Here is a 23,121-nt window from a genome sequence, read left to right as displayed (position 1 = left end):
GTTCGTGCTCGTGGGGGGGGGTGGGGGGGTCTTGGTGGGTGTGCGGGTGGGGGTGCGGCCCGTGGTCTCTGTTTCCGTCGCCGGGGGCGCGCTGGCCGCCCTCCCCCCCCCCCCCCCCCGCTCCGGGTTGGGGCGTGGACGAGGTCAGACCTCGACGACGACCGGGAGGATCATCGGGCGCCGGCGGTAGTTGTCCGAGACCCACTTGCCCAGCGTGCGGCGGATGAGCTGCTGCATCTGGTGGGGCTCGACGACGCCGTCCTGAGCCGACTTCTCCAGGACCTCTCTGACCTTCGGGATGACGTCGGTGAAGGCCGAGTCCTCGATGCCGGAGCCTCGTGCCTGGATGTGCGGGCCGCCGGTGATCTTGCCGGTGCTGGAGTCCATCACCACGAAGACCGAGATGATGCCCTCGTCACCGAGGATCCGGCGGTCCTTCAGCGCGGGCTCGCCCACGTCACCGACCGAGAGGCCGTCGACGTACACGTATCCCGCCTGGACCTTGCCGGAGATCTTGGCCTTGCCCCCGATGAGGTCGACGACGACGCCGTCCTCGGCGATCACGATGCGGTCGTGCGGGACACCCGTGAGGGCGCCCAGCTCGGCGTTGGCCCGTAGGTGGCGCCATTCGCCGTGGACCGGCATCAGGTTCTTCGGCTTGCAGATGTTGTAGAAGTACAGCAGCTCGCCCGCGGAGGCGTGGCCGGAGACGTGCACCTTGGCGTTGCCCTTGTGGACGACGTTGGCGCCCCAGCGGGTCAGGCCGTTGATGACGCGGTAGACCGCGTTCTCGTTGCCCGGGATGAGCGACGACGCCAGGATCACCGTGTCGCCCTGGACGATGCGGATCTGGTGGTCGCGGTTGGCCATGCGGGACAGTGCGGCCATCGGCTCGCCCTGGGAACCCGTGCAGACCAGCACGATCTGGCTGTCCGGCAGGTCGTCGAGCGTCTTGACGTCGACAACGAGGCCTGGTGGGACCTTCAGATAGCCGAGGTCTCGCGCGATGCCCATGTTGCGGACCATCGAGCGGCCGACGAAGGCGACTCTGCGGCCGTTCTCGTGGGCCGCGTCCAGGATCTGCTGGATGCGGTGCACGTGGCTGGCGAAGCTCGCCACGATGATCCGCTTGCGGGCGCCGGCGAAGACCTGGCGCAGCACGTTCGAGATGTCGCGCTCGGGCGGGACGAATCCCGGGACCTCGGCGTTCGTGGAGTCCGAGAGAAGGAGGTCGATGCCTTCCTCGCTCAGACGTGCGAACGCGTGCAGGTCCGTGAGACGGCCGTCCAGCGGAAGCTGGTCCATCTTGAAGTCGCCGGTGTGGACCACCATGCCCGCGGGAGTGCGGATGGCGACGGCGAGCGCGTCCGGGATGGAGTGGTTGACCGCGACGAACTCGCAGTCGAAGGGGCCGATGCGCTCGCGGTGGCCCTCGGCGACCTCGAGCGTGTACGGGCGGATGCGGTGCTCCTGGAGCTTCGCCTCGATCAGGGCGAGGGTCAGCTTGGAGCCGATCAGCGGGATGTCCGGCTTCTCCCGCAGGAGGTAGGGGACACCGCCGATGTGATCCTCGTGCCCATGCGTGAGCACGATGCCCTCGATGTCGTCGAGGCGGTCCCTGATGGACGTGAAGTCCGGCAGGATCAGGTCGATTCCGGGCTGCTCCTCCTCGGGGAAGAGCACGCCGCAGTCGACGATCAGGAGGCGGCCGCCGTACTCGAAGACCGTCATGTTCCGGCCGATTTCACCGAGGCCGCCGAGCGGGGTGACCCGCAGGCCGCCCTTCGGGAGGACCGGCGGGGCGCCGAGTTCAGGATGCGGATGACTCAAAAGACTCTCCTCACCACGCGCGCCACGTACCTGGCAAGGCACGTGGCGCGCGTGACGTTCGTGCAGTAGCAGTTGTCTGTGTGGTGCAGGCTCTGTGGCCTGCTGGTCGTGCGTATTCAGTTATGAAGTCTGTGGTTAGAGCTGTACCCCGCCGGCGGCAAGATCGATCTTGAGCTGAGCGGTCTCCTCGGCCGAAAGTTCGACCATCGGGGCGCGCAGCGGTCCGGCGGGCAGGCCCTGGAGGGTGAGGGCGGCCTTGGTCGTCATGACGCCCTGGGTGCGGAACATGCCGGTGAAGACCGGAAGCAGCTTCTGGTGGATCTCGGTGGCCTTCTGGACGTCGCCCGAAAGGTACGCGTTGAGCAGCTCGCGCAGCTCCGGGGTGACGACGTGGCCGACGACGGAGACGAAGCCGACCGCGCCCACGGAGAGCAGCGGCAGGTTCAGCATGTCGTCGCCGGAGTACCAGGCGAGACCGGAGCGTGCGATGGCCCAGCTGGCGCGGCCGAGGTCGCCCTTGGCGTCCTTGTTGGCGACGATCCGGGGGTGCTCGGCGAGCCGGACGATCGTCTCGGTGTTGATCGGTACGCCGCTGCGGCCGGGGATGTCGTAGAGCATGACCGGCAGTTCCGTCGCGTCGGCGATGGCCCTGAAGTGCCGGTACAGGCCCTCCTGCGGGGGCTTGTTGTAGTACGGCGTGACGGTCAGCAGGCCGTGCGCGCCGGCCTGCTCCGCCGCGCGGGCCAGCTCGATGCTGTGCTGCGTGTCGTTCGTGCCGACGCCCGCCACGACGTGGGCGCGGTCGCCGACCGCCGCGACCACGGCTCGTACGAGATCCGCTTTCTCCGCGTTGCTGGTGGTCGGGGACTCGCCGGTGGTGCCGTTGATGATCAGGCCGTCGTTGCCTGCGTCCACCAGGTGGGCGGCGAGCCGCTGCGCGCCGTCGAGGTCGAGTGCGCCGTCCGCCGCGAAGGGCGTGACCATAGCGGTGAGGACCCGCCCGAAGGGGGTCTGCGGAGTGGAGGTCGGAGCCATGGGTAACACGCTACTCGCTGCTCCATGCCTGGTCTGCCCTCGGGGGACGCGACAAGTCGTGACAAATGTGGAGCCCGGCACTGCCTGCTCGGGGGTTCAAGCAGTGCCGGGTCCGTTTGATCAGGCTAGATGAACTTCTCGAAATGCCGCAATACGGACACTTCGCTCGGCTGATCCGCACATCTGTGCCGGACGGGGTGTGAAAGCGCGTTACGGCGCCACGCGCCCGTTGGCATTGAAGGCCGCGTACGTGAGCGGCATGAGCTTGGCCCACTCCGCCTCCATCAGCTCTCCGACCATCTCGATCTCCCGCTGCGGGAAGGACGGGACCTTGGCGAGTTCGTGCTGTGTGCGCAGGCCGAGGAAGTGCATCAGCGAGCGTGCGTTGCACGTGGCGTACATCGACGAGAAAAGTCCGACCGGCAGGACCGCACGGGCTACCTCGCGGGCCACACCGGCCGCCAGCATCTCCTGATAGGCCTCGTACGCCTGTCGGTAGGAGTCCTCCATCACACGGCCCGTGAGCTCCTGCTGGGCCTGGGTGCCCTCCACGAAGACGTACTTGCCCGGGCGGCCCTCCTGGACCAGCTTGCGGGACGCGTCCGGGACGTAGAAGACCGGCTGGAGCTCCCTGTACCTGCCCGATTCCTCGTTGTACGACCAGCCCACGCGGTGCCGCATGAACTCGCGGAAGACGAAGATCGGGGCGCTGATGAAGAACGTCATCGAGTTGTGCTCGAAGGGGCTGCCGTGCCGGTCCCGCATCAGGTAGTTCAGCAGGCCCTTGGAGCGCTCCGGGTCCTTTTTCAGCTCGTCCAGCGACTGCTCACCGACGGTCGAGACGCGGGCGGCGAACAGCACGTCCGAGTCGGAAGCGGTGTGCTTGACCAGCTCGACGGTGACTTCGCTGCGGAAGCTGGGCTTGAGGTCGTCGGCGGGGGTGTCGGTCACGGTGGAGAGGGTCCTTCCCATCACAGGCTCGGGCGGCGCCCACTCTACGGCCCGGCACCGACAACGGGGCGTTCGGTGCCGGGCCGCGACATTCGGCGGCGAACTTCTGCGAATTCGGTGAAACAGGGCACCTCTTGGGCCTTTCGCTCGTCTGTATTGATGACGGCGTCCCGTTCGGGTCCCCGGGCCCGAGCGAGCCGCTCGATCCGTTCCCTTCCAGCCTCCAGAGGAGAAGCACCGCCCATGTTCCGTCGGCGCGAGCCCGTCCCGTTCGCCTTCATCGCCGAAGCCGACAAGTTCCGCAGCAATGTCGCTCCCCCGCCCCGTCGGCGTGCCTCCGCCGGACAGATAGCCGGGCGCTGGCTCATGGGTCTCACCGTGGTCGCCGGCATCGTGGGCGCCCTGCTCGTCGGGACACCCGCCCTGTCCCAGGACCAGTCCCCCACGACGACACAGCACTCAGAGGCGTCGAACGGCCGCTGACGCCTCCCCGCCGCCGCAATGGCGCGGGAGGTACCCCTCTGGCCCCCCAAGGGTGGTGGGCGGGGACCCGGCTCGATAGCCTCACCGGGCACAGCCCGTGCTGGATTGAGTGAGGATCAGTCGTGCCCCTGCCCTTCCTGACGGCGGACCGCGCTTTTGACGAGGCGGCCGACGATCTCGCGCTGCCGTTCGACGACCGCGACCACTGGCGGCGGCCCTACCGGCCCGGGCCGTGGCGGGTGGGCGCGGCCGCGCTCGTCCTGCTGCTCGCCTCGTTCGTCCTCTTCGCCGCCGTGATCATTGCCGTCGCCGGGGCGCTGCCCGGCGGCGCGATCACGTTCGGCGGGGCGGTGCTCGTCATACTGTGCGCACTGCGCCTGCTGCGCGTGGGCGTCTGGGTGAGCGCCCACGGGCTGCGCCGGGTGAGTTTCTTCCGCACGGGCACGACGCCCTGGGCACAGGTCGCCGCGGTGCGCACGGTCCAGCAGCCGGTGCGCTGGCTCGGGCTGCCGCGCACGGTGCAGGGGCAGGCCCTGGTCCTCGTACGCGCGGATCGTGCGCCCGACGACCTGACGCCGCTGCTCACCACGCACAACGCCGACTTCCTGGCGCGTATGGAGGCCTTCGACCGGGCGGCCGACTCCGTCGAGGTGTGGGCCGACGAGTACCGGCGGGTGTAGGCAGAACCCACGACACGACGAAGGGGCCGGTCCGCTCATCGCGGACCGGCCCCTTTCGTGCGACTCCTGTGGGTCGTAGGGCGGTCAGGCCTCTACGGTCCTTCCCTCGCGCAGGGCGATCGCGCGCTGCATCGCCTTGCGGGCGCGCGGGGTGTCCCGCGCGTCGTGGTACGCGATAGCGAGCCGGAACCAGCTGCGCCAGTCGTCCGGGGAGTCCTCGGTCTCGGCCTTGCGCCTGGCGAAGACCTCGTCGGCCGAGTCCCGGTCGATGCGGCCGCCGGCGGTGCGCTTCAACTCGTCGACGGGCAGGCCGCCTTCGGCGTCCAGTTCGGCGGCGAGGCGGTTGGCCTTCTGGACGAACTGGGTGTTCTTCCAGAGGAACCAGAGACCGATGACGGGCAGGATCAGCACCGCGACACCGAACGGGACGGTGATCAGGGTGCCGTTCTGGATGAGCAGCACACCGCGACTGCCGACCAGGACGAAGTAGACGACCAGGACGGCGGCTGTGACGGCGTAGGTGATCTTTGCGCGCATGACGGTCAGCCGAGATCCAGGAAGTGTTCCAGGCCGAAGGTCAGGCCCGGCGTGCTCACCACGCGGCGCACGCCCAGCAGGATGCCCGGCATGAAGCTGCTGTGGTGCAGGGAGTCGTGCCGGACGGTGAGGGTCTCGCCCTCGCCGCCGAGCAGCACCTCCTGGTGGGCGAGCAGACCGCGCAGGCGGACCGAGTGCACCGGGACCCCGTCGACGTCCGCGCCGCGGGCGCCGTCCAGGGCCGTCACCGTGGCGTCGGGCTGCGGGGTGCTGCCCGCGCGCTCCCGGGCCGCGGCGATGAGCTGGGCGGTGCGCGTGGCGGTGCCGCTGGGGGCGTCCACCTTGTTCGGGTGGTGCAGCTCGATGACCTCGACGGACTCGAAGTACGGCGCGGCCACCTCGGCGAACTTCATGGTCAGTACGGCGCCGATGGAGAAGTTCGGGGCGATGAGCACGCCCGTCTCCGGCGACGCGGCCAACGAGGTGTTGAGCTGCGCGAGGCGCTCGTCGGTCCAGCCCGTCGTACCGACCACGGCGTGGATGCCGTGCCGTACGCAGAAGTCGAGGTTGCCCATGACCGAGCCCGGTGTGGTCAGTTCGACCACGACCTGGGCGCCGCCGTCGACCAGCGTCTCCAGCTTGTCGCCCCGGCCGAGCGCGGCCACCAGCTCCAGGTCCTCGGCCGCCTCGACGGCGCGAACCGCCTCGGATCCGATCCGGCCCTTGGCGCCGAGGACCGCCACGCGCAGCTTGCTCATTGCTTGGTTCCTTACGTGAGACGGGTGTTACGCGACCGCATCGCGCAGACGGGACGCCTGCTTGTCCCTGAGCGGGCCGATGACCGACAGCGAGGGCCGCTGCCCCAGGATGTCGTGGGCGACCGAGCGGACCTCGTCCGGGGTGACCGACGCGATCCGGGCCAGCATGTCGTCGACGGACATCTGCTCGCCCCAGCACAGCTCACTCTTGCCGATACGGTTCATCAGCGCGCCGGTGTCCTCGAGGCCGAGGACCGTGGAGCCCTGGAGCTGACCGATGGCGCGGCCGATCTCGTCGTCCGAGAGACCGATCTCGGCGACCTGGTCGAGCTCGTCGCGGCAGATCTTCAGCACGTCGTGGACCTGGTTGGGCCGGCAGCCCGCGTACACACCGAAGAGACCGCAGTCGGCGAAGCCCGAGGTGTACGAGTACACGCTGTAGGCCAGGCCGCGCTTCTCGCGGACCTCCTGGAAGAGGCGGGAGGACATGCCACCGCCGAGGGCGGTGTTCAGGACTCCCAGGGCCCAGCGGCGGTCGTCCGTGCGCGGCAGGCCCGGCATGCCGAGGACCACATGGGCCTGCTCGGTCTTGCGGCCGAGCAGCTCGACGCGGCCCGCGGTGCGCAGGACGCGGCGGCCGTCGCGCGGGGCGACCGGCGAGGCGTCGGGGACCCTGAGGGCGCCCGCCTTCTCGAAGGCGGCGCGCACCTGGCGTACGACCTTGTTGTGGTCGACGTTGCCCGCGCAGGCGACCACAAGGTGCGTCGGGTCGTAGTGCTTCTTGTAGAAGCGGCGGATGCGGTCGGCGCCGAGGGCGTTGACGGTGTCGACCGTGCCGAGGACCGGACGGCCGAGGGGGGTGTCGCCGAGCATCGTGTGCGCGAACAGGTCGTGCACGCAGTCGCCCGGGTCGTCCTCGGTCATCGCGATCTCTTCGAGGATCACACCGCGCTCGGCGTCCACGTCCGCCTGCTCGATCAGCGAGCCGGTGAGCATGTCGCACACGACGTCGATGGCGAGCGGGAGGTCCGTGTCGAGCACCCGTGCGTAGTAGCACGTGTACTCCTTCGCCGTGAAGGCGTTCATCTCGCCGCCGACCGCGTCGATGGCCGAGGAGATGTCCAGGGCGCTGCGCTTGTGCGTGCCCTTGAAGAGGAGGTGCTCCAGATAGTGCGTGGCGCCGTTCAGTGCCGGCGTCTCGTCGCGGGAGCCGACGTTCGCCCAGATACCGAAGGTCGCGGAGCGTACGGAGGGGAGGGTCTCGGTGACGATGCGCAGGCCGCCCGGGAGGGTGGTCTTACGGACCGTACCGATGCCGTTCTGGCCCTTGATGAGGGTTTGGGTACGGCCGACGGCCCGCGCCTCCGAAGAGGTGCGGGCCGTCGCCGTGGAGCTACTGGACGTCACTTGTCGGTGTCGTCCTTCTTCTCGTCCTCGGCGTCTTCGCCCTCGATCACGGGGATCAGGGAGAGCTTGCCGCGGGAGTCGATCTCGGCGATCTCGACCTGGACCTTCTGGCCCACACCGACGACGTCCTCGACGTTCTCCACGCGCTTGCCGCCGGCGAGCTTGCGGATCTGCGAGATGTGCAGCAGACCGTCCTTGCCCGGGAGCAGCGACACGAACGCACCGAAGGTCGTCGTCTTCACGACGGTGCCCAGGTAACGCTCGCCGACCTCCGGCATGGTCGGGTTGGCGATGCCGTTGATCACTGCGCGAGCGGCCTCGGCCTGCGAGCCCTGCGCGGCACCGATGTAGATGGTGCCGTCGTCCTCGATCGTGATGTCGGCGCCGGTGTCCTCCTGGATCTGGTTGATCATCTTGCCCTTGGGGCCGATGACCTCACCGATCTTGTCCACGGGGATCTTGACGGTGATGATCCGCGGGGCGTTCGGGGACATCTCGTCCGGCGTGTCGATCGCTTCCATCATCACGTCGAGGATGTGGAGGCGGGCGTCGCGGGCCTGCTTGAGGGCCGCGGCCAGGACGGAGGCCGGGATGCCGTCCAGCTTGGTGTCCAGCTGGAGGGCGGTCACGAACTCCTTGGTGCCGGCGACCTTGAAGTCCATGTCGCCGAAGGCGTCCTCCGCACCGAGGATGTCGGTGAGGGCGACGTAGTGCGTCTCGCCGTTGATCTCCTGGGAGATCAGGCCCATGGCGATACCGGCGACGGGGGCCTTCAGCGGCACACCGGCGTTCAGCAGCGACATGGTGGAGGCGCAGACCGAGCCCATGGACGTCGAGCCGTTGGAGCCGAGGGCCTCGGACACCTGACGGATCGCGTACGGGAACTCCTCGCGCGTCGGCAGGACCGGCACGATCGCGCGCTCGGCGAGCGCGCCGTGACCGATCTCGCGGCGCTTCGGGGAGCCGACGCGGCCGGTCTCACCGACGGAGTACGGCGGGAAGTTGTAGTTGTGCATGTAGCGCTTGCGGGTCACCGGGGAGAGGGTGTCCAGCTGCTGCTCCATGCGGAGCATGTTGAGGGTGGTGACGCCCAGGATCTGGGTCTCGCCACGCTCGAACAGCGCCGAGCCGTGCACGCGCGGGATGGCCTCGACCTCGGCGGCGAGCGTACGGATGTCCGTGACGCCGCGGCCGTCGATGCGGACCTTGTCCTTGATGACGCGCTCGCGCACCAGGGACTTGGTCAGCGAGCGGTACGCGGCGGAGATCTCCTTCTCGCGGCCCTCGAACTGCGGGAGCAGCTTCTCGGCGGCGATCTCCTTGATGCGGTCCAGCTCGGTCTCGCGCTCCTGCTTGCCGGCGATGGTGAGCGCCTGGGAGAGCTCGCTCTTGACCGCGGCGGTCAGGGCCTCCAGGACGTCGTCCTGGTAGTCGAGGAAGACCGGGAACTCGCCGGTCGGCTTCGCGGCCTTGGCGGCGAGGTCGGCCTGGGCCTTGCAGAGCACCTTGATGAAGGGCTTCGCGGCGTCCAGACCGGCGGCGACGACCTCCTCGGTCGGCGCCTCGGCGCCGCCCTGGACCAGCGTGATCGTCTTGTCGGTGGCCTCGGCCTCGACCATCATGATCGCGACGTCGCCGTCCTCCAGGACGCGACCGGCGACGACCATGTCGAAGACGGCGTCCTCGAGCTCGGTGTGCGTCGGGAACGCGACCCACTGGCCGTTGATCAGCGCGACGCGGACGCCGCCGATCGGGCCAGAGAAGGGCAGACCGGCCAGCTGCGTGGACGCGGACGCGGCGTTGATCGCCACGACGTCGTACAGGTGGTCGGGGTTGAGCGCCATGATCGTGGCGACGACCTGGATCTCGTTGCGCAGGCCCTTCTTGAAGGACGGGCGCAGCGGGCGGTCGATCAGCCGACAGGTGAGGATGGCGTCCTCGGAGGGACGGCCCTCACGGCGGAAGAAGCTGCCGGGGATCTTGCCGGCGGCGTACATCCGCTCCTCGACGTCCACCGTGAGGGGGAAGAAGTCGAGATTTTCCTTGGGCTTCTTGGAGGCGGTGGTGGCCGACAGCACCATGGTGTCGTCGTCCAGGTACGCGACGGCGGAGCCGGCGGCCTGCCTGGCCAGCCTGCCCGTCTCGAAGCGGATGGTGCGGGTGCCGAAGGAACCGTTGTCGATAACGGCCTCGGCGTAGTGGGTCTCGTTCTCCACTAGCGTTTTCTCCGATACTTGTCGTCTTTCGTCCCTTCTGCCCGTATGGCAGGGGGACGGTGGCGGAGAAGCGCTCCGTCTGGTGCGGGCCGGTCTTCGATCGAAGCTCCCGGCGGTGTCTTCCCCCGGGGGCCACTACCGAGGACCGGCGGCGGCGCGGTGCGCTTCTCCTCGTTCGTGTGTGATGGCGCATACCCGGTGCGGGTAGGCGGTATCACGCTGTGTCGTACGTAATGCGTTGTGCTACCACACTACAAAGGGGCGGTGACACTCCGCACGTACAGCAAAGGGAGCGGCCCCCTAGAAGTGGGAACCGCTCCCTTCACGGCGTCTTACTTGGCGCCCGCCGCGCCGCGACGGATGCCCAGGCGGTCGACCAGCGCACGGAAGCGCTGGATGTCCTTCTTGGCAAGGTACTGCAGCAGACGGCGGCGCTGACCGACCAGGATCAGCAGACCACGGCGGGAGTGGTGGTCGTGCTTGTGGGTCTTGAGGTGCTCGGTCAGGTCCGAGATCCGGCGCGACAGCATGGCGACCTGGACCTCGGGAGAGCCGGTGTCGCCCTCCTTCTGACCGAACTCGGTGATGAGCTGCTTCTTCGTAGCGGCGTCGAGCGGCACGCGTACTCCTCGTAGTCTTCTGATGGCCACCGAGTGCCCCTGGTCCACTTCTCAGGGGAGCTTCCGTAACTCGGGAGGCGGGGATCCGCTGGGCGCGACCTCCAGAGGGGTGCTCCGGGGGTGCGTACACAAACGGCCGTTACACAGCGTACCAGGTTGAGGGAGGCGCTCTGCCTGGCCATCCGGGCTGTCAGCCGCCGGACTCGAACCCGTCGGCCAGCCACAAGCCCTCCCCGTCGGCGTCCGCGCTCGGTGGCGCATCGACACCAGTGGCGGCAAAGAAGATGCGGCCGGCCTCGTAGCGGACGTCCAGGCTGTCGAAGGATGCCATGCCGTCGGTACCGAAGAGCAGGAGCAGTGTCTCCTTGCCCGTCGGGGGATCGATGCTGACGGCGGCGCTGGGTGCGTACCTGGAGAAGGACTCCCGATAGGCGATGAGCTTGTCGCCACTCATCCGTACGGGGTACATGGGGCGGCCGGCCCTGGCGTCGAACTTCCGAACACTCTTGCCGGTGCCCAGATCGAAGGCGACGATCTCGTTGGCCACCTGCGTGCTTCCCGCGTCGTGGTCCCGCCCGCGAGTGGCGACGTACAACTGACGGTCCCCGACCACTACGCCGTCGCAGGTCTCGACCGGGCCGGTGACGTCGATCCCGTCTCCGCACTTGGTGACGTACCTCTGGCTGGGTACCGGGACCGAGGCACGGAGCTTCCCCTGGTCACTGAGGGAGATCAGGTCGCTGATCTCGAAGTCGCCCGCGGTGACGGCAATCACGACGGGGGACGAGGAGACCAGGCGGACATCCTTGATCCCGGGAGCCACGTCATACGTCCACAGCGGCTTTCCGGTCCTGGGGTTCGTCCCCTCCACGCGGAAACGTCGGTTGGCCGCGTTCCCGCACTTGACGAGGCGCACGAGGGCCTCACCCCCGGCGTACCCACTGTCCCCGCAGACGGAGCCGGCCTTGTGGGACCAGAGCTGTTTCCCGTCGGCCATGGCGTACGCCGCCGAGCCGTCCCGCCAAGCGGCGATCACCCTTCCGCGCGTCATCGTCACGCTGACCGGCACGAGTTCCGTCTCGGGCAGCTCGACATGCCACAACCGCTTGCCCGTATCGACGTCGAACATCGCGATCCCGTTGCACGGTCCGCTCATGGCCACACCGCTCGGGTCGTTCTCGGTGGGCTCGCCGGAGAAGGCCACGGCGGTACGACCGTCCACGGTGACGTGCGGGGTCGCGGCGCAGACACTGCCGGGGAAGCCCAGTTCCCACGTCTTGCGATCGGTGGAGATCCGGTAGCCCGTAATGCGGTTGCCCAGGGTCTTCGCGAAGGTCTTGCCGGTCGCCCAGGTGCCTGTCGCGTCAAGGCTCTGGCCGGCTTTGACGCCCTTGGCACGATGCGTGACCGCTATCGCCCCTTCCGGGGTCGCCGGGCGGCGCTCAACCGTCTCCCGGATGTCGTCCGGAGCCTGTGCCGGAGCCGGCCCGTGGTCGGCGGGGGCGTCGTACGACACGGCCCACACGCCTGCGCACAGCACCGCGATCGCGGCTGCCGTGGCGCCGAGGACGAGCACCCTGCGGCGCTTCCTGCGGTTCTCGACCACCAGGGTGGACTCGGTGTAGACGGACGGTGGTGGGCCGAAACTCACGGACGGGACCTTTCTGCTCGGCCGGGCGCGGGCGTGTACAGGTGACGAAGCTGTCGCTCTTCGTTAGGGGCATTCATCAGCAAACACCTGACCAGGGGGAACGGCGGCAAGTAGGGTGCTTGCTCAGCTTGGACAGGACAGACGGAGGGACCGGAATCGCCATGGCCGACACCAAGGACGAGGGCATCGCGGCACGCAAGGAGCGGGAGAAGGACGAGCTCTACGCCCTCGACATCTCGGATGCCGAGTGGCACAGCGCGCCAGGAACGGAGGCGCAGGAGGAGCGGGTCGAGATCGCGTACCTCCCCGGCGGAGCCGTCGCCATGCGCTCGTCCCTGGACCCGGATACGGTCCTGCGCTATACGGAGGCGGAATGGAACGCCTTTGTCCTCGGCGCGCGGGACGGGGAGTTCGATCTGGAGGCGGCGCCGCCGAGCGGGGGGCCCGCAGGGGGGTGAGCGGAGGGCCGCCCGGGGACGGCACCCCGCGCATACCGGCCCTCATCGACTCCCTGTGCGTGGCCTGATCCGACCGACAGCCGATGGTCCGGCTGCTCCTACCCGCGCCTGTGGTCACGGCAGGGCCCGCTCGGCAGCTAGCTGGTCATCGCCCGCGCCTGCCCGTACACGTCGAAGACGGCCAGGGCCAGCGGGACCAACGTGAGCAGGACGAAACTCTCGGCGATCTCGAGGAAGCGTCCCCAGAAGGGGGTGAGACCGCGTCGCGGAGTGATCAGGCCGATCGCGGTGACCAGGGCAGTGGCCGCGGCGACCGCCGTCACGAGCCAGACACTGCGGATGTCGAGGGCGGCACTGTCGCCCTGGAAAGCGTCGCGCCAGTACTCCAGGGGCGGGTTCAGGGCGAGTCCGAGGCCGAGGAAAACAAGGGCGGCGAGGCCCGCGGCCAGCGTGGCACCGACCTGCGCCGTGTAGCGGAACAGGTGGGCGCGCATCAGCATCGCGGTTCCGGTCGCGAGGGCGAGGAGCTGCGCCCATGCGTTGCTGGAGAAGCCGAGGACGACCGACGAGCCCACGGAAACGAGCGCGCAGCCGCCGACGAGACCGACCAGGAGTTCATGGCCGCGGCGAGCCCTGGCGGCGATGCGCTCCGCATCGACGGGCTCCTGCGAGGAAGGCTCACTCGCGCCGTAACCCCCGCGGGAGGGATTGGGGGGTTCGAAGCCGATGGGCAACCGTGCGAAGCGCATGGACAGGCCCGGCAGGAAGGCGAGGGCACACACGGAGAGCGGGGCACAGACGGCCGCCGTCTCCATTGCCCGCAGGTCCGTGAGGATTGCGATGAACGTGGTGACCAGGCCGATCGCGGAGGCGAAGACGAAGGCCACGAACGGTCCGTCGCCGCCGGGCGAAATCAGCGTGATCACGACGGAGGCGACCAGGACCGCCGCACAGGCAAGCAGGAACTGGAGCCTTCCGATGCCCTGCCCCTCGGACAGCGGCAACAGTCCGGATCCCGCCACGGCAACGTTCGGCAGAGCGCCCAGGCCCAGCGCGACCGCGGAGCCCCGGTCGTCATACACGCGTGCGCGCACGCAGGCGATGGTCGTCAGAAGGACGCCGGTGACGCCGGCCAGGATGCCCTGGAGGCTGTTCATGTCGTGGCGGATCTGGGAGCTCCAGGCCACGAAGGCAAGCAGCGCGGGCAGGATGCCGCCCCCGACAAGGCCGGCAGCACGCGTGAGTTCGCCGTTCCAGAGGGCACGGTCACGAGTGACGGCGGAGGCCACCGCCTCGGACACATCGTCGAAGACAGCGGGCGGCAGCGATTCGGAGAACGGACGCAGAGTCAGCAGCTCTCCGTCGAGGATGCGCTGCGCCGTGAAGGACCGGGCGCCGTCGAGTACCGTGCCGTCACGGCGGACGAGGTGGTAGCCGACAGGCGCGCCCTCGGCCAGGCCCTGCTGCGAAAGCCGCAGGATCTCCGGGTACAGGTCTGCGACCGGCACATCGTCCGGCAGGGCCACGTCGATACGACTGTCGGGCGCCACGATGGTGACTCGGCAGAAGCCGAATCCCATGCCCGCCGCGGAAGGGGCTCCGGTGCCCGGTCCGCCGGTCGCGCCGGCCGGCGCGGAGGTCGTCGTGCTCACCTGCTGTTCCCCCTCGTCGGTGCTGAGCGGCTGCAGGGCCGCCGTGCACATGTCCGCCCGTAAAGATCCTGTGCAGATTGCGCCGCACTGCCTGTGACGCCGGTCAGTCACGCCGTCACGCCCGGAATTCACGGGAGATGCTTGATTCGATGCGTGCTGATTGTCCGGTTTTCCCGGAACGATTCGCAACTGCTCACGCGTCTCTCGGGCACCCTACCGCCCACCGGAGTCAGTGGTTGTCAGTAGGATCACGCTGCGCGATCGACGTCCGCCCGGCACGGGGCGGCGGACGAAATAACTCGATCCGGCAAGGGAATTGGTGCGTAGTGAGCCACATCGTCGTCAAGCGCCCTGCGCGGGCACTGCCGAAGGACGTGCCCGCGGACGAGGTCGTACTGCAGCCGCCCCCGGAGCTTCCGCGGGGGCAGCAGGAGGGTGCTCTGATGCAGCTGCTGCCCATGCTCGGCATGGGCGGATCTGTGGTGTTCTTCTTCAACCCCTCGTCTCCACCCTTCATGAAGATCATGGGAATGGTGATGGTGGCCTCCACCATCGCCATGGGCATTTCGATGCTGGTCCGCTACCGACGCGGTAATCAGGGGCAGTTGGCCGACATGCGCCGCGACTATCTGCGCTACCTGTCGCAGACTCGGCGTACGGCTCTGGAGACCGCGAAGGCGCAGCGCGACGCTCAGTACTACCTCCACCCTTCACCGGAGCAACTGTGGGCGCTGGTCGCTGAAGGCAGCCGGGTGTGGGAGCGGCGCAGCAGCGACGAGGACTTCGGGCAGGTGCGCGTGGGCCTGGGTCCGCAGGGCCTGGCCACTCCGCTGATCCCGCCGCAGACCGCACCGGTGGACGAGTTGGAGCCGCTGACCGCCGGCGCCATGCAGCGCTTCCTGGCCACGCACAGCACCCTCGAGGACCTGCCGATGGCGGTCTCGCTGCGCGCCTTCTATCACGTGACGGTCAGCGGTGAGCCGGACATCGTGCGGGGGACCGCCCGGGCCATCGCTGCCTCCCTGGCCTCTATGCACTCCCCCGAAGACCTGGTCATCGCCGTTGCCACCGGACGCCAGTCCGCGCCGGCGTGGGAATGGACCAAGTGGCTGCCGCACACGCAGGCGCCGGGGGTTACGGACGGCGCAGGCAGTATCCGTCTGATCGCGACCGACGCGGTGGAGCTGGAGGACCTGCTCGACACCCGTCTCCAGGGCCGTCCGCGCTTCCACCCCGCCGGATCGCCGGTTCCCGAACATGCGCACCTGGTTGTCGTGCTCGACGGCGTCTCCCTTCCTCCCACGTCTCTTCTGGCCAGCCCCGAGGGCCTGCAGGGCGTGACGATCCTCGAGGTTGTTCCCGGCAACCTGAGCATCGGGCGGGGCGACCTCTCCGTCATCGTGCAGCCCAGGGAACTCCGCCTCGAATCGGCACACGGCATGGTCTACGAGGGCACGCCGGACGATCTGTCGTACGAGGCGGCGGAAGCACTGGCCCGCCAACTGGCGCCCTTGCGCATGGCGTCGGGCGGAGACAATGACGAACCGCTGCTCGCCAATCTCGAGTTCACGGATCTGCTGAACCTGGGCGACGCCGCTTCCGTCGACCCGAAGCGGACGTGGCGGCCCCGTTCGCAGTCCGAGCGGCTGCGCGTGCCCATCGGCCTCGGTGAGGACGGCCGGCCCGTCATGCTCGACCTCAAGGAGGCGGCGCAGGAGGGCATGGGCCCGCACGGTCTGTGCGTCGGTGCGACCGGTTCCGGCAAGTCGGAACTGCTGCGTACGCTGGTCCTGGGCCTCGCTGTGACGCACTCCTCCGAGACGCTGAACTTCGTCCTCGCGGACTTCAAAGGTGGCGCGACCTTCGCGGGCATGGCGCAGATGCCGCACGTCGCGGCCGTCATCACCAACCTCGCGGACGACCTGACTCTCGTCGACCGCATGGGCGACTCGATCCGCGGTGAACTGAACCGTCGCCAGGAGATGCTCCGCGACGCGGGCAACTACGCGAACATCCACGACTACGAAAAGGCCCGGGCGGCCGGTGCCCCCCTCCAGCCGATCCCGTCCCTCGTCCTGGTGATCGACGAGTTCAGCGAACTGCTCACGGCTAAGCCGGACTTCATCGAGATGTTCGTGCAGATCGGCCGCATCGGCCGCTCCCTGGGCGTACACCTGCTGCTTGCGTCGCAGCGCCTGGAGGAGGGCCGCCTGAGGGGGCTCGAGACCTATCTGTCGTACCGAATCGGTCTGCGTACGTTCTCCGCGGCCGAGTCGCGGGCCGCACTCGGTGTCCCGGACGCCTACGAGCTGCCGAACGTTCCCGGTTCCGGTTTCCTGAAATACGGCACGGACGAAATGGTGCGCTTCAAGGCAGCGTACGTCTCCGGGGTGTACCGCTCGAGTTCGCAGCAGGCGGCCGCACTGGGAGGGCCGCTCCCCGTGGACCGCAGGCCTGTGCTGTTCACGGCATCCAAGGTCCCCGTGCAGTACACCCCGGTGCCACAGCAGCGCCCGGAGGCGGCACCCGACGAGCCGGACGACGCCCTCGCCGACACGGTGCTCGACGTCGTCGTGCGACGCCTGGAGGCACAGGGGCCGGCCGCACACCAGGTGTGGCTGCCCCCGCTGGACAGCCCGCCGTCCCTCGACTCACTGCTGCCCGGGCTGACACCGGTGCCGGGCCGGGGCATGACCCAGCCCGGGTACGAGGGCGCGGGCCGCCTCGTCATCCCGGTCGGCATCGTCGACAAGCCGTACGAGCAGCGGCGCGACCCGCTCTGGGCCGACTTCGGCGGTGCGGCCGGCCACATGCAGATCCTCGGCGGCCCGCAGTCCGGCAAGTCGACGCTGCTGCGCTCGATCATCGCGTCGTTCGCGCTCACCCACACCCCGCACGAAGTGCAGTTCTACGGACTGGACTTCGGTGGTGGCGGCCTGTCGGCCGTGGCCGGCCTGCCGCACGTGGGCGGGGTGGCCTCACGCCTCGACCCAGAGAAGGTACGACGTACGGCGGCCGAGGTGTACGGCGTCCTGACCCGGCGTGAGGAGTACTTCCGTTCCACGGGTATTTCCTCGATCGCGGAGTTCCGTGCCCGCCGCATGCGGGGCGACATCTCGGTGACCGACCAGCCCTGGGGCGACGTCTTCCTGGCCATTGACGGCTGGGGCAACTTCCGTGCGGACTACGAGGCACTGGAACCGCTGGTTCTGGACATTGCCGCGCGCGGCCTGGGATACGGCGTCCACGTCATCCTCACCGCGTCGCGCTCCATGGAGGTGCGGGCGAATCTCAAGGACCACCTGATGAATCGCCTGGAACTGCGCCTCGGCGACACCATGGATTCCGAGTTCGACCGCAAGGTCGCCGCCAATGTGCCCACGGGCGTGCCGGGGCGCGGCCAGACGCCTCAGAAGCAGCACTTCATGGCGGCAGTCCCGCGCATCGACGGCCTGTCCTCCGACACGGACATGGCGGAGGCGACGACGGCCCTCACGGCCGAAGTCACCCGTCACTGGCAGCAGCCTGGTGCTCCGGCGGTACGCCTGCTGCCACGCGAGTTCCCGGCGCGCCAACTGCCTCCGGGCGACCGCTTCCCGCATCGCGGTGTCTCCTTCGCCCTGGACGAGGACAACCTCGAGCCGGTGTTCGTGGACTTCGAGCAGGACCCGTTCTTCCTCGTCTTCGGCGAGAGCGAGTCCGGCAAGTCGAATCTGCTGAAACTGCTCATCACGCGCCTCGCCGAGCGCTACGACGGCGACTCGTGCAAGCTGTTCGTGGTCGACAACCGCCGTTCCCTGCTGGGGGTGACCCCGCCCTCGCACCTGGCCGAGTACATCCCGATGTCGAACCAGATGCAGCACCACATGGACGCCCTGGCCGACCTGATGCAGCGCCGCACGCCGACTGCGGACGTCACCGCACAGCAGCTGCGCGACCGCAGTTGGTGGAGCGGACCCACGGTCTACGTGATCATCGACGACTACGACCTGGTGGCCACGTCGAGCGGCAACCCGCTGGCGGCCCTGACGGAACTGCTGCCCTTCGCCCGGGACGTGGGCGTCCGCTTCATCATCGCCCGCTCCACCGCAGGCGCGGGCCGGGCCGGCTACGAGTCCTTCATGCAGCGCATCAAGGAACTCGGGGCGCAGGGTGTGGTTCTCGCGGGTGACCCGACGGAAGGTGATCTGCTGGGTGGCGTGCGTCCACGGGCGATGCCTGCGGGACGGGGCGTGTTCGTGTCCAGGAAGCGGGGAAAGCCGCTGGTTCAGGTGGGGTTTGTCCCGGATGGAGATGCGTGACGAGCACACGGAGGCCGTCGTCGTGCTCGCTTCGGCGCGCGTGACGCGGTTCGTCACCGCCCGAAAGCGATCTGCGGCCGCGATGCGGACCCGCGAAATGGCGGGTCACCGCCCCAGCGGGCGCGCCCGCAGATGACAGATTTCCCCGTCAAGGGCCGCCGGGCGTTCGCTCTCTACAACATCCGACGGGGCATCAGAACACCGTCAGAGCAGAGACCGCACTGTCGTCCATGATGAAGAAGCGGTTTCCGTCGGCGGCCATGCGGAGGCGGTAGTCGAACATGGGCAGCTCGTACCGCCAAATCCAGTCCCCGTCTGCCGCCTTGGCAGTCTTGACGCCCATCTTGTCCTTGTCCACGTCGTCCGAGTCGATCGACCAGACGCCGCTGCCCTGCAGCACGACGGGGCTCGCGGTGAACGCGGTCTGCTGGCCGGACCACACCTGACTGCCGTCACTCCTGCCAAGACGCCTGGGGTGGAGGCCTCCGGTGGCGTAGACCGCGTGCGCGTTGACCGCAGGCGGGCCCCACTGGTCCCAGTTGACTTCTTCGCGATCGAGCTCCGTGCTCCAGACCGACTCGCCGTCACTGAGCCGACGGGCGTCCAGGGTCTTGCCGTTGAGATACACGGTGTCGCCGTGGACCGCCGGGCGGACGGAGACATCGGCGTGGTCGTGGCGGCTCCATGCCTGGTGGCCGTTGCTCGTGTGCACGGCCAGGACGTTGCCGTCCGAGGTCGGGACGACCAGCGTGCCCCGGCCGGTTACGGCATGCTCCGCCAACTTCTTGCGGAATTCGGCCGGTACGGACGCCGTCCACCGGACCTTCGCGTCGGAGCGGCGGACACTGCGGAGCCGGTCGTCCTTGGTGATGAAGTACACCGCTTCCGCGTCGGCTGCGAGCAGCATCCCGGCTTCGGCCGCCGGGCAAGTCCACTTGGGTTCTCCGGTCGACGCGACGAACGTGTGGAGAGTGCCCTGCTTGTCCGTCCCTACGACCAGCCGATCCGAAAGTGACAGATAGCCGTTCTTCACCACGATGTGGGGTGCGCTCCAGCGCCGCGTGCTGTCTTTGACGTCGTAGGCCGCGATGCCCCCGCTCGCGGCTCCGAGGACGAGGACATCCCGTACGGGCAGCAGTACGGGGGAGTAGATGTCCGCCTCGTCCTCCAGCGACCAGATGGTGGCCGGCGCGCCCAACGTGGTTGAGCTCGCGCGGAGCTGGCTGTCCAGCCTCTCCTTGGGAACGCGCACCGCGGAAGGAATGTCGAAGGGATCGCTCTTGGCCCGGCCGGCGTTGTCCGGCGAAGTGCGTGACCCGAGCCACCAGGCTGTCGTACCGCCCCCGGCCGCGAGTACCACTCCCCCTGCGGCGAGCCCGGTGAGCAGCCGCCGCCGGGTCACGGGCACCGTGCCCTCCGCGAGCTGCGCCGTGACATGCGTGGTCAGCCGGTGGGCGTCGGTCTCGCGCTCCTTGATGGCGTTGGCGAGCGCCCCCTGCCGCCAGATCCGTCCGGCGGCCTTGGGCCCCTCCATGGCCTGCGCGATCTGAGCGGGCGTAGGGCGCACGGCTTGGTCCTTGGCAAGGCAAGGCGCGAGCAGGGCCTTCAACTGCTCTGCCACGCCCTCCAGTTGTGGCTCACCATGCACCACCTCGTACTGCAGTGCCGCCACATGCGCACCGTCGAACGCGCGCCTGCCGCTGGCCGCGTACACGAGTACCGCCCCCAGCGAGAACACGTCCGCGGACGCGGTCACGCGCCTGCCGAGGACCTGCTCAGGAGCGCCGTAGCCGGGAGTGACAGGCACCTGGCCGGTGGTGGTGAGGGTGAGCCCGTGCTCGGGCCGGGCGATGCCGAAGTCGATGACACGCGGCCCCTGAGAGGTGAGCACGATGTTCGGCGGCTTTAGGTCACGATGGATGAAGCCTGCGGCGTGAATGTCGGCGAGGGTACGCGCCAGGGAGACCGCCAGAGCGCGCAGGGCGGACTCGGCAAAAGGACCGTAGGTGTCGACCGCCTGATCGAGGGTGAGCCCCGCGAGGAACTCGGTGGCGATCCATGGCCGCGCGCCCTCGGTCTGCGCACCGAGCACGGCGGCGATCCCCTTGCTCCGCACGGCCTGCGCGGCCTGCGCCTCGCGCACGAAACGCTGGGCGAGGTGGGTGTCATGGGCGAGTTCGGGCCGGAGCACCTTGACTGCGGTGAGGGTGCCGCCGCCGTCCTGGCCCACGTAGACCTTGCCCATGCCGCCCTCGCCGAGGACACCGAGCAGACGGTAGGGGCCGAGGCGGACCGGGTCGCCGGTGCCGAGGGGTTTCATGGTGGGTCTTTCTGCAGGATGGATGACTCAGGCGGTTACTCGAGCGGGTAGGCGGACAGGGAGTCGGCATCCACCGCGAGGACCAGTCGCGCCTGAGCGTCTTCGTAGAACTGCTCACCGCTCGTCTTGTACGTCAGCGCGATGTCGTGCGTCGACAGACTGAGCGCCCGGAGCTGCAGCCCGTTCCTGTAATACGCGTAACGGGTGCCGATGATGGGGCGCCAGCTGGTGTACACGTCGTCCGCCTCGCTGGTCTTCTCGGTCCACAGCACCTTCCCCCCGTCCGCGTCCACCGCGGTGAGCCCGGCGCCCTCTCCGACGGCGTACACCACGCCGGACTTCAGCGTCGGCGGACCGTACCTGCGCCCCGCTCTGGTCGCCCACACCCGTGCTCCGTCGCTCAGCCGGAGTTTCCGGAGCTGGGCGCCGCCGAGGTAGACGTGGCGGTCGTCGGCGGCGATCTCGCTGCGCAGAGGCTCTGGTGCGTCGACGTCGTACGGCTTGTCCCACAGCACAGCGCCGGTCCGGCTGTCACGTACGACAATGCGCACCGTCTTCGCTTCCACCTCCTGAAGTGTCACCAGGCGGCCGCCGACAACTTTCGCGGCGAGGAAGTGCAACCGTTCGCTCTTGTCTGGCCTCTTCGGCAGCGGCTTCGTCCACAACGTCTTGCCGGTCTTGATGTCGACAGCGCGGAGGGTCCAGACCTGAGAAGCCAGGAAGCCGCTCGCCGAGTACGTTCCATTGCCAACGGCCACGTACGCGACGTTGCCGGTGAGGCAGAGAAGCTGGTTGGGCTGAAGCTCGAAGTTGGTGGCCCCGAGACGGGCCGGAGTGGGCTTCACATAGTCCTGACCCTCGTCGTAGACAGCGACCACGACCGGGTGCCCGCTCCCCGAGTAGTCCTCCGACAGCTCGTAGATCCGATCATCCACGACAGCCGTCTGCCACCAGTCCACCGAGGAGGGAACCTGCCGCTTCTCCCTGCCGGTGGACGGGTTCACATATTTCTTGATCGCGTGCAAGGGAAGCACGATGGTCCCGTTGACCGGATAGGGGACGGCCAGACCCCAGTTTTCCATCATCAGGCCGGACCCGGTGAACTGCCACAGCGGATCGAGGTTCCGCGTCTGCTCGGCGCTGCTGTCCGTGTCAGTCCCGTCGTCCTGGTCAGCGCGTCCACGCCACCACCAGACGCCCCCGCCTGCCGCTCCCAGAGCGAGCGCACCGCTGCCGGCCAGGAACCAACGCCGTGACGGCCCTTTGCCGGACGCCGCGGGGGCCGCTGGGGGACCTGTCTCCGCGGCAGGCGCGGGCAGCCGCTGCGGCACCAACCGCCATACGTCGGCAGCCCGCTGCCCGATGTCCGCGAGCAGGGTATCGGGCAAGTGATCCGCGAACTCACCCCTTCCGTCGTGAAGTTCGCCCGCCAGCTCTTCCGTGCTGGGCCGCTCCCCCGGCTCCTTGGCCAGGCACCGGGCGAGCAACGGTACGAGCGAGGCGGGTACGCCGCTGAGGTCCGCCTCCTCATATCGCACCCGGTACAGCAGATCCGCCGCCTGGCCGTGTCCGAACGGGCTGCGACCAGTCGCCGCATAGACCAGCACTCCGGCGAGCGCGAAGACTTCACCGGCCGCGTCGTGGTCCCGCCCTGTCGCCTGCTCCGGCGACATGAAGGCCGGCGTACCGACGGCTGCACCGGTGCTGGTGAGCCGGACGTCCCCGATGGCCCGCGCGATGCCGAAGTCGATGACCTTCGGTCCGTAGGCGGTGACGAGGATGTTGGACGGCTTGAGGTCGCGGTGCACGACGTCCGAGCGGTGCAACTGGCCAAGGGCCGAACACAGGGCGGCACCCAGCGCCCGCACAGACCGCTCTGGCAACGGCCCTCCGGCCTCGACGGCCTCGTCGAGCGCCGGTCCCAGCACGTATTCCGTCGCCAGCCAGGGCGTCTCCGCGAGTGGATCGGCATCCATCACCCGCGCCCCGAAGCGGTCCCCGATGACCCGGGCCGCATCCACTTCGAGCCGAAAACGAGTCCGGGCGGCCGGATCGGTGGCGATGCCGGCCTGCATGGTCTTGAGCGCGACGGTACGCCCACCGGCAGTCCGCGCCGCGTACACGGTGCCCATGCCTCCGCTGCCGAGCCGGGCGATGAGCCGGTACGGGCCAAGGGCTGCGGGGTCGTCGTGAGTGAGGGGAATCGGCATGGAGATTCTTGT

At 68.9% G+C, this 23,121-nt stretch carries 16 protein-coding genes; 4 read left to right on the top strand and 12 right to left on the bottom strand.

What is annotated here, in order from left to right; translation table 11 throughout:
- Positions 1 to 144 precede the first annotated feature (144 nt).
- The 3 genes from ACFVYF_RS35865 to thyX all read right to left on the bottom strand — a co-directional run bounded on the left by ACFVYF_RS35865 (position 145) and on the right by thyX (position 3,816).
- On the bottom strand, positions 145 to 1,830 hold the full coding sequence (locus tag ACFVYF_RS35865; RefSeq protein WP_389462230.1) for a ribonuclease J: 1,686 nt from the start codon (positions 1,828 to 1,830) through the stop codon (positions 145 to 147).
- Between the two features lie 135 nt (positions 1,831 to 1,965).
- Positions 1,966 to 2,865, bottom strand: a complete 900-nt coding sequence (gene dapA, locus ACFVYF_RS35860) for a 4-hydroxy-tetrahydrodipicolinate synthase (RefSeq protein ID WP_389462229.1) — start codon at positions 2,863 to 2,865, stop codon at positions 1,966 to 1,968.
- 210 nt (positions 2,866 to 3,075) lie between these two features.
- Complete coding sequence (gene thyX, locus ACFVYF_RS35855; protein ID WP_389462228.1) at positions 3,076 to 3,816, bottom strand: FAD-dependent thymidylate synthase; 741 nt, start codon at positions 3,814 to 3,816, stop codon at positions 3,076 to 3,078.
- Between the two features lie 243 nt (positions 3,817 to 4,059).
- Between thyX and ACFVYF_RS35850 the strand changes: the two genes are divergently transcribed.
- Both ACFVYF_RS35850 and ACFVYF_RS35845 read left to right on the top strand, forming a co-directional pair.
- Positions 4,060 to 4,299: a hypothetical protein gene (locus ACFVYF_RS35850; protein WP_389462227.1), complete on the top strand. Its 240-nt coding sequence runs from the start codon at positions 4,060 to 4,062 to the stop codon at positions 4,297 to 4,299.
- A gap of 122 nt (positions 4,300 to 4,421) precedes the next feature.
- Positions 4,422 to 4,979 (top strand): PH domain-containing protein, encoded by a 558-nt coding sequence (locus ACFVYF_RS35845; RefSeq protein ID WP_389462226.1) that lies wholly within the window; start codon positions 4,422 to 4,424, stop codon positions 4,977 to 4,979.
- Positions 4,980 to 5,063: 84 nt separating this feature from the next.
- Here the strand turns inward: ACFVYF_RS35845 and ACFVYF_RS35840 are convergent, their stop codons facing one another.
- From ACFVYF_RS35840 to ACFVYF_RS35815, 6 genes are all read right to left on the bottom strand, one after another.
- Complete coding sequence (locus ACFVYF_RS35840; protein ID WP_389462225.1) at positions 5,064 to 5,516, bottom strand: hypothetical protein; 453 nt, start codon at positions 5,514 to 5,516, stop codon at positions 5,064 to 5,066.
- Positions 5,517 to 5,521: 5 nt separating this feature from the next.
- Positions 5,522 to 6,274 (bottom strand): 4-hydroxy-tetrahydrodipicolinate reductase, encoded by a 753-nt coding sequence (gene dapB / locus ACFVYF_RS35835; RefSeq protein ID WP_389462224.1) that lies wholly within the window; start codon positions 6,272 to 6,274, stop codon positions 5,522 to 5,524.
- 27 nt (positions 6,275 to 6,301) lie between these two features.
- A complete protein-coding gene (locus ACFVYF_RS35830) occupies positions 6,302 to 7,681 on the bottom strand; it encodes a M16 family metallopeptidase (protein ID WP_389462223.1) in 1,380 nt (459 codons plus the stop codon).
- The gene (locus ACFVYF_RS35825) at positions 7,678 to 9,897 is read right to left on the bottom strand and encodes a polyribonucleotide nucleotidyltransferase (RefSeq protein ID WP_383281155.1); all 2,220 of its coding nucleotides are present in this window, start codon (positions 9,895 to 9,897) and stop codon (positions 7,678 to 7,680) included. The genes ACFVYF_RS35830 and ACFVYF_RS35825 overlap by 4 nt, the downstream gene beginning before the upstream one ends.
- Before the next feature lie 332 nt (positions 9,898 to 10,229).
- Positions 10,230 to 10,517 carry a 30S ribosomal protein S15 gene (rpsO, locus tag ACFVYF_RS35820; RefSeq protein ID WP_020128575.1) on the bottom strand — a complete coding sequence of 96 codons (288 nt, stop codon included), beginning with the start codon at positions 10,515 to 10,517 and terminating at the stop codon, positions 10,230 to 10,232.
- Between the two features lie 190 nt (positions 10,518 to 10,707).
- Positions 10,708 to 12,168: a PQQ-binding-like beta-propeller repeat protein gene (locus ACFVYF_RS35815; protein ID WP_389462222.1), complete on the bottom strand. Its 1,461-nt coding sequence runs from the start codon at positions 12,166 to 12,168 to the stop codon at positions 10,708 to 10,710.
- A gap of 161 nt (positions 12,169 to 12,329) precedes the next feature.
- Here ACFVYF_RS35815 and ACFVYF_RS35810 point away from each other — a divergent pair, with 161 nt between their 5' ends.
- A complete protein-coding gene (locus tag ACFVYF_RS35810; protein WP_389462221.1) occupies positions 12,330 to 12,626 on the top strand; it encodes a DUF397 domain-containing protein in 297 nt (98 codons plus the stop codon).
- A 137-nt stretch (positions 12,627 to 12,763) separates the two neighbouring features.
- On the opposite strand, the gene eccD is transcribed toward ACFVYF_RS35810, so the two are convergent.
- Positions 12,764 to 14,278: a type VII secretion integral membrane protein EccD gene (gene eccD / locus ACFVYF_RS35805; RefSeq protein ID WP_389462220.1), complete on the bottom strand. Its 1,515-nt coding sequence runs from the start codon at positions 14,276 to 14,278 to the stop codon at positions 12,764 to 12,766.
- Positions 14,279 to 14,604: 326 nt separating this feature from the next.
- On the opposite strand from eccD, the gene eccCa reads away from it, so the two are divergent.
- Entirely contained in the window at positions 14,605 to 18,579 is a 3,975-nt protein-coding gene (gene eccCa / locus ACFVYF_RS35800) for a type VII secretion protein EccCa (RefSeq protein WP_389462219.1), read from the top strand.
- Positions 18,580 to 18,772: 193 nt separating this feature from the next.
- Here eccCa and ACFVYF_RS35795 read toward each other — a convergent pair whose 3' ends face one another.
- Entirely contained in the window at positions 18,773 to 20,899 is a 2,127-nt protein-coding gene (locus tag ACFVYF_RS35795) for a protein kinase (protein WP_389462218.1), read from the bottom strand.
- Positions 20,900 to 20,934: 35 nt separating this feature from the next.
- Positions 20,935 to 23,109, bottom strand: coding sequence for a protein kinase (locus tag ACFVYF_RS35790; RefSeq protein ID WP_389462217.1), 2,175 nt, complete (start codon positions 23,107 to 23,109; stop codon positions 20,935 to 20,937).
- Positions 23,110 to 23,121: the final 12 nt, after the last annotated feature.

The sequence above is a fragment of the Streptomyces sp. NPDC058274 genome, assembly GCF_042881375.1.
Taxonomy (GTDB): Bacteria; Actinomycetota; Actinomycetes; order Streptomycetales; family Streptomycetaceae; genus Streptomyces.
Note: the sequence above shows the minus strand (reverse complement) of the source record. Positions and strands in the feature narration are given on the sequence as shown.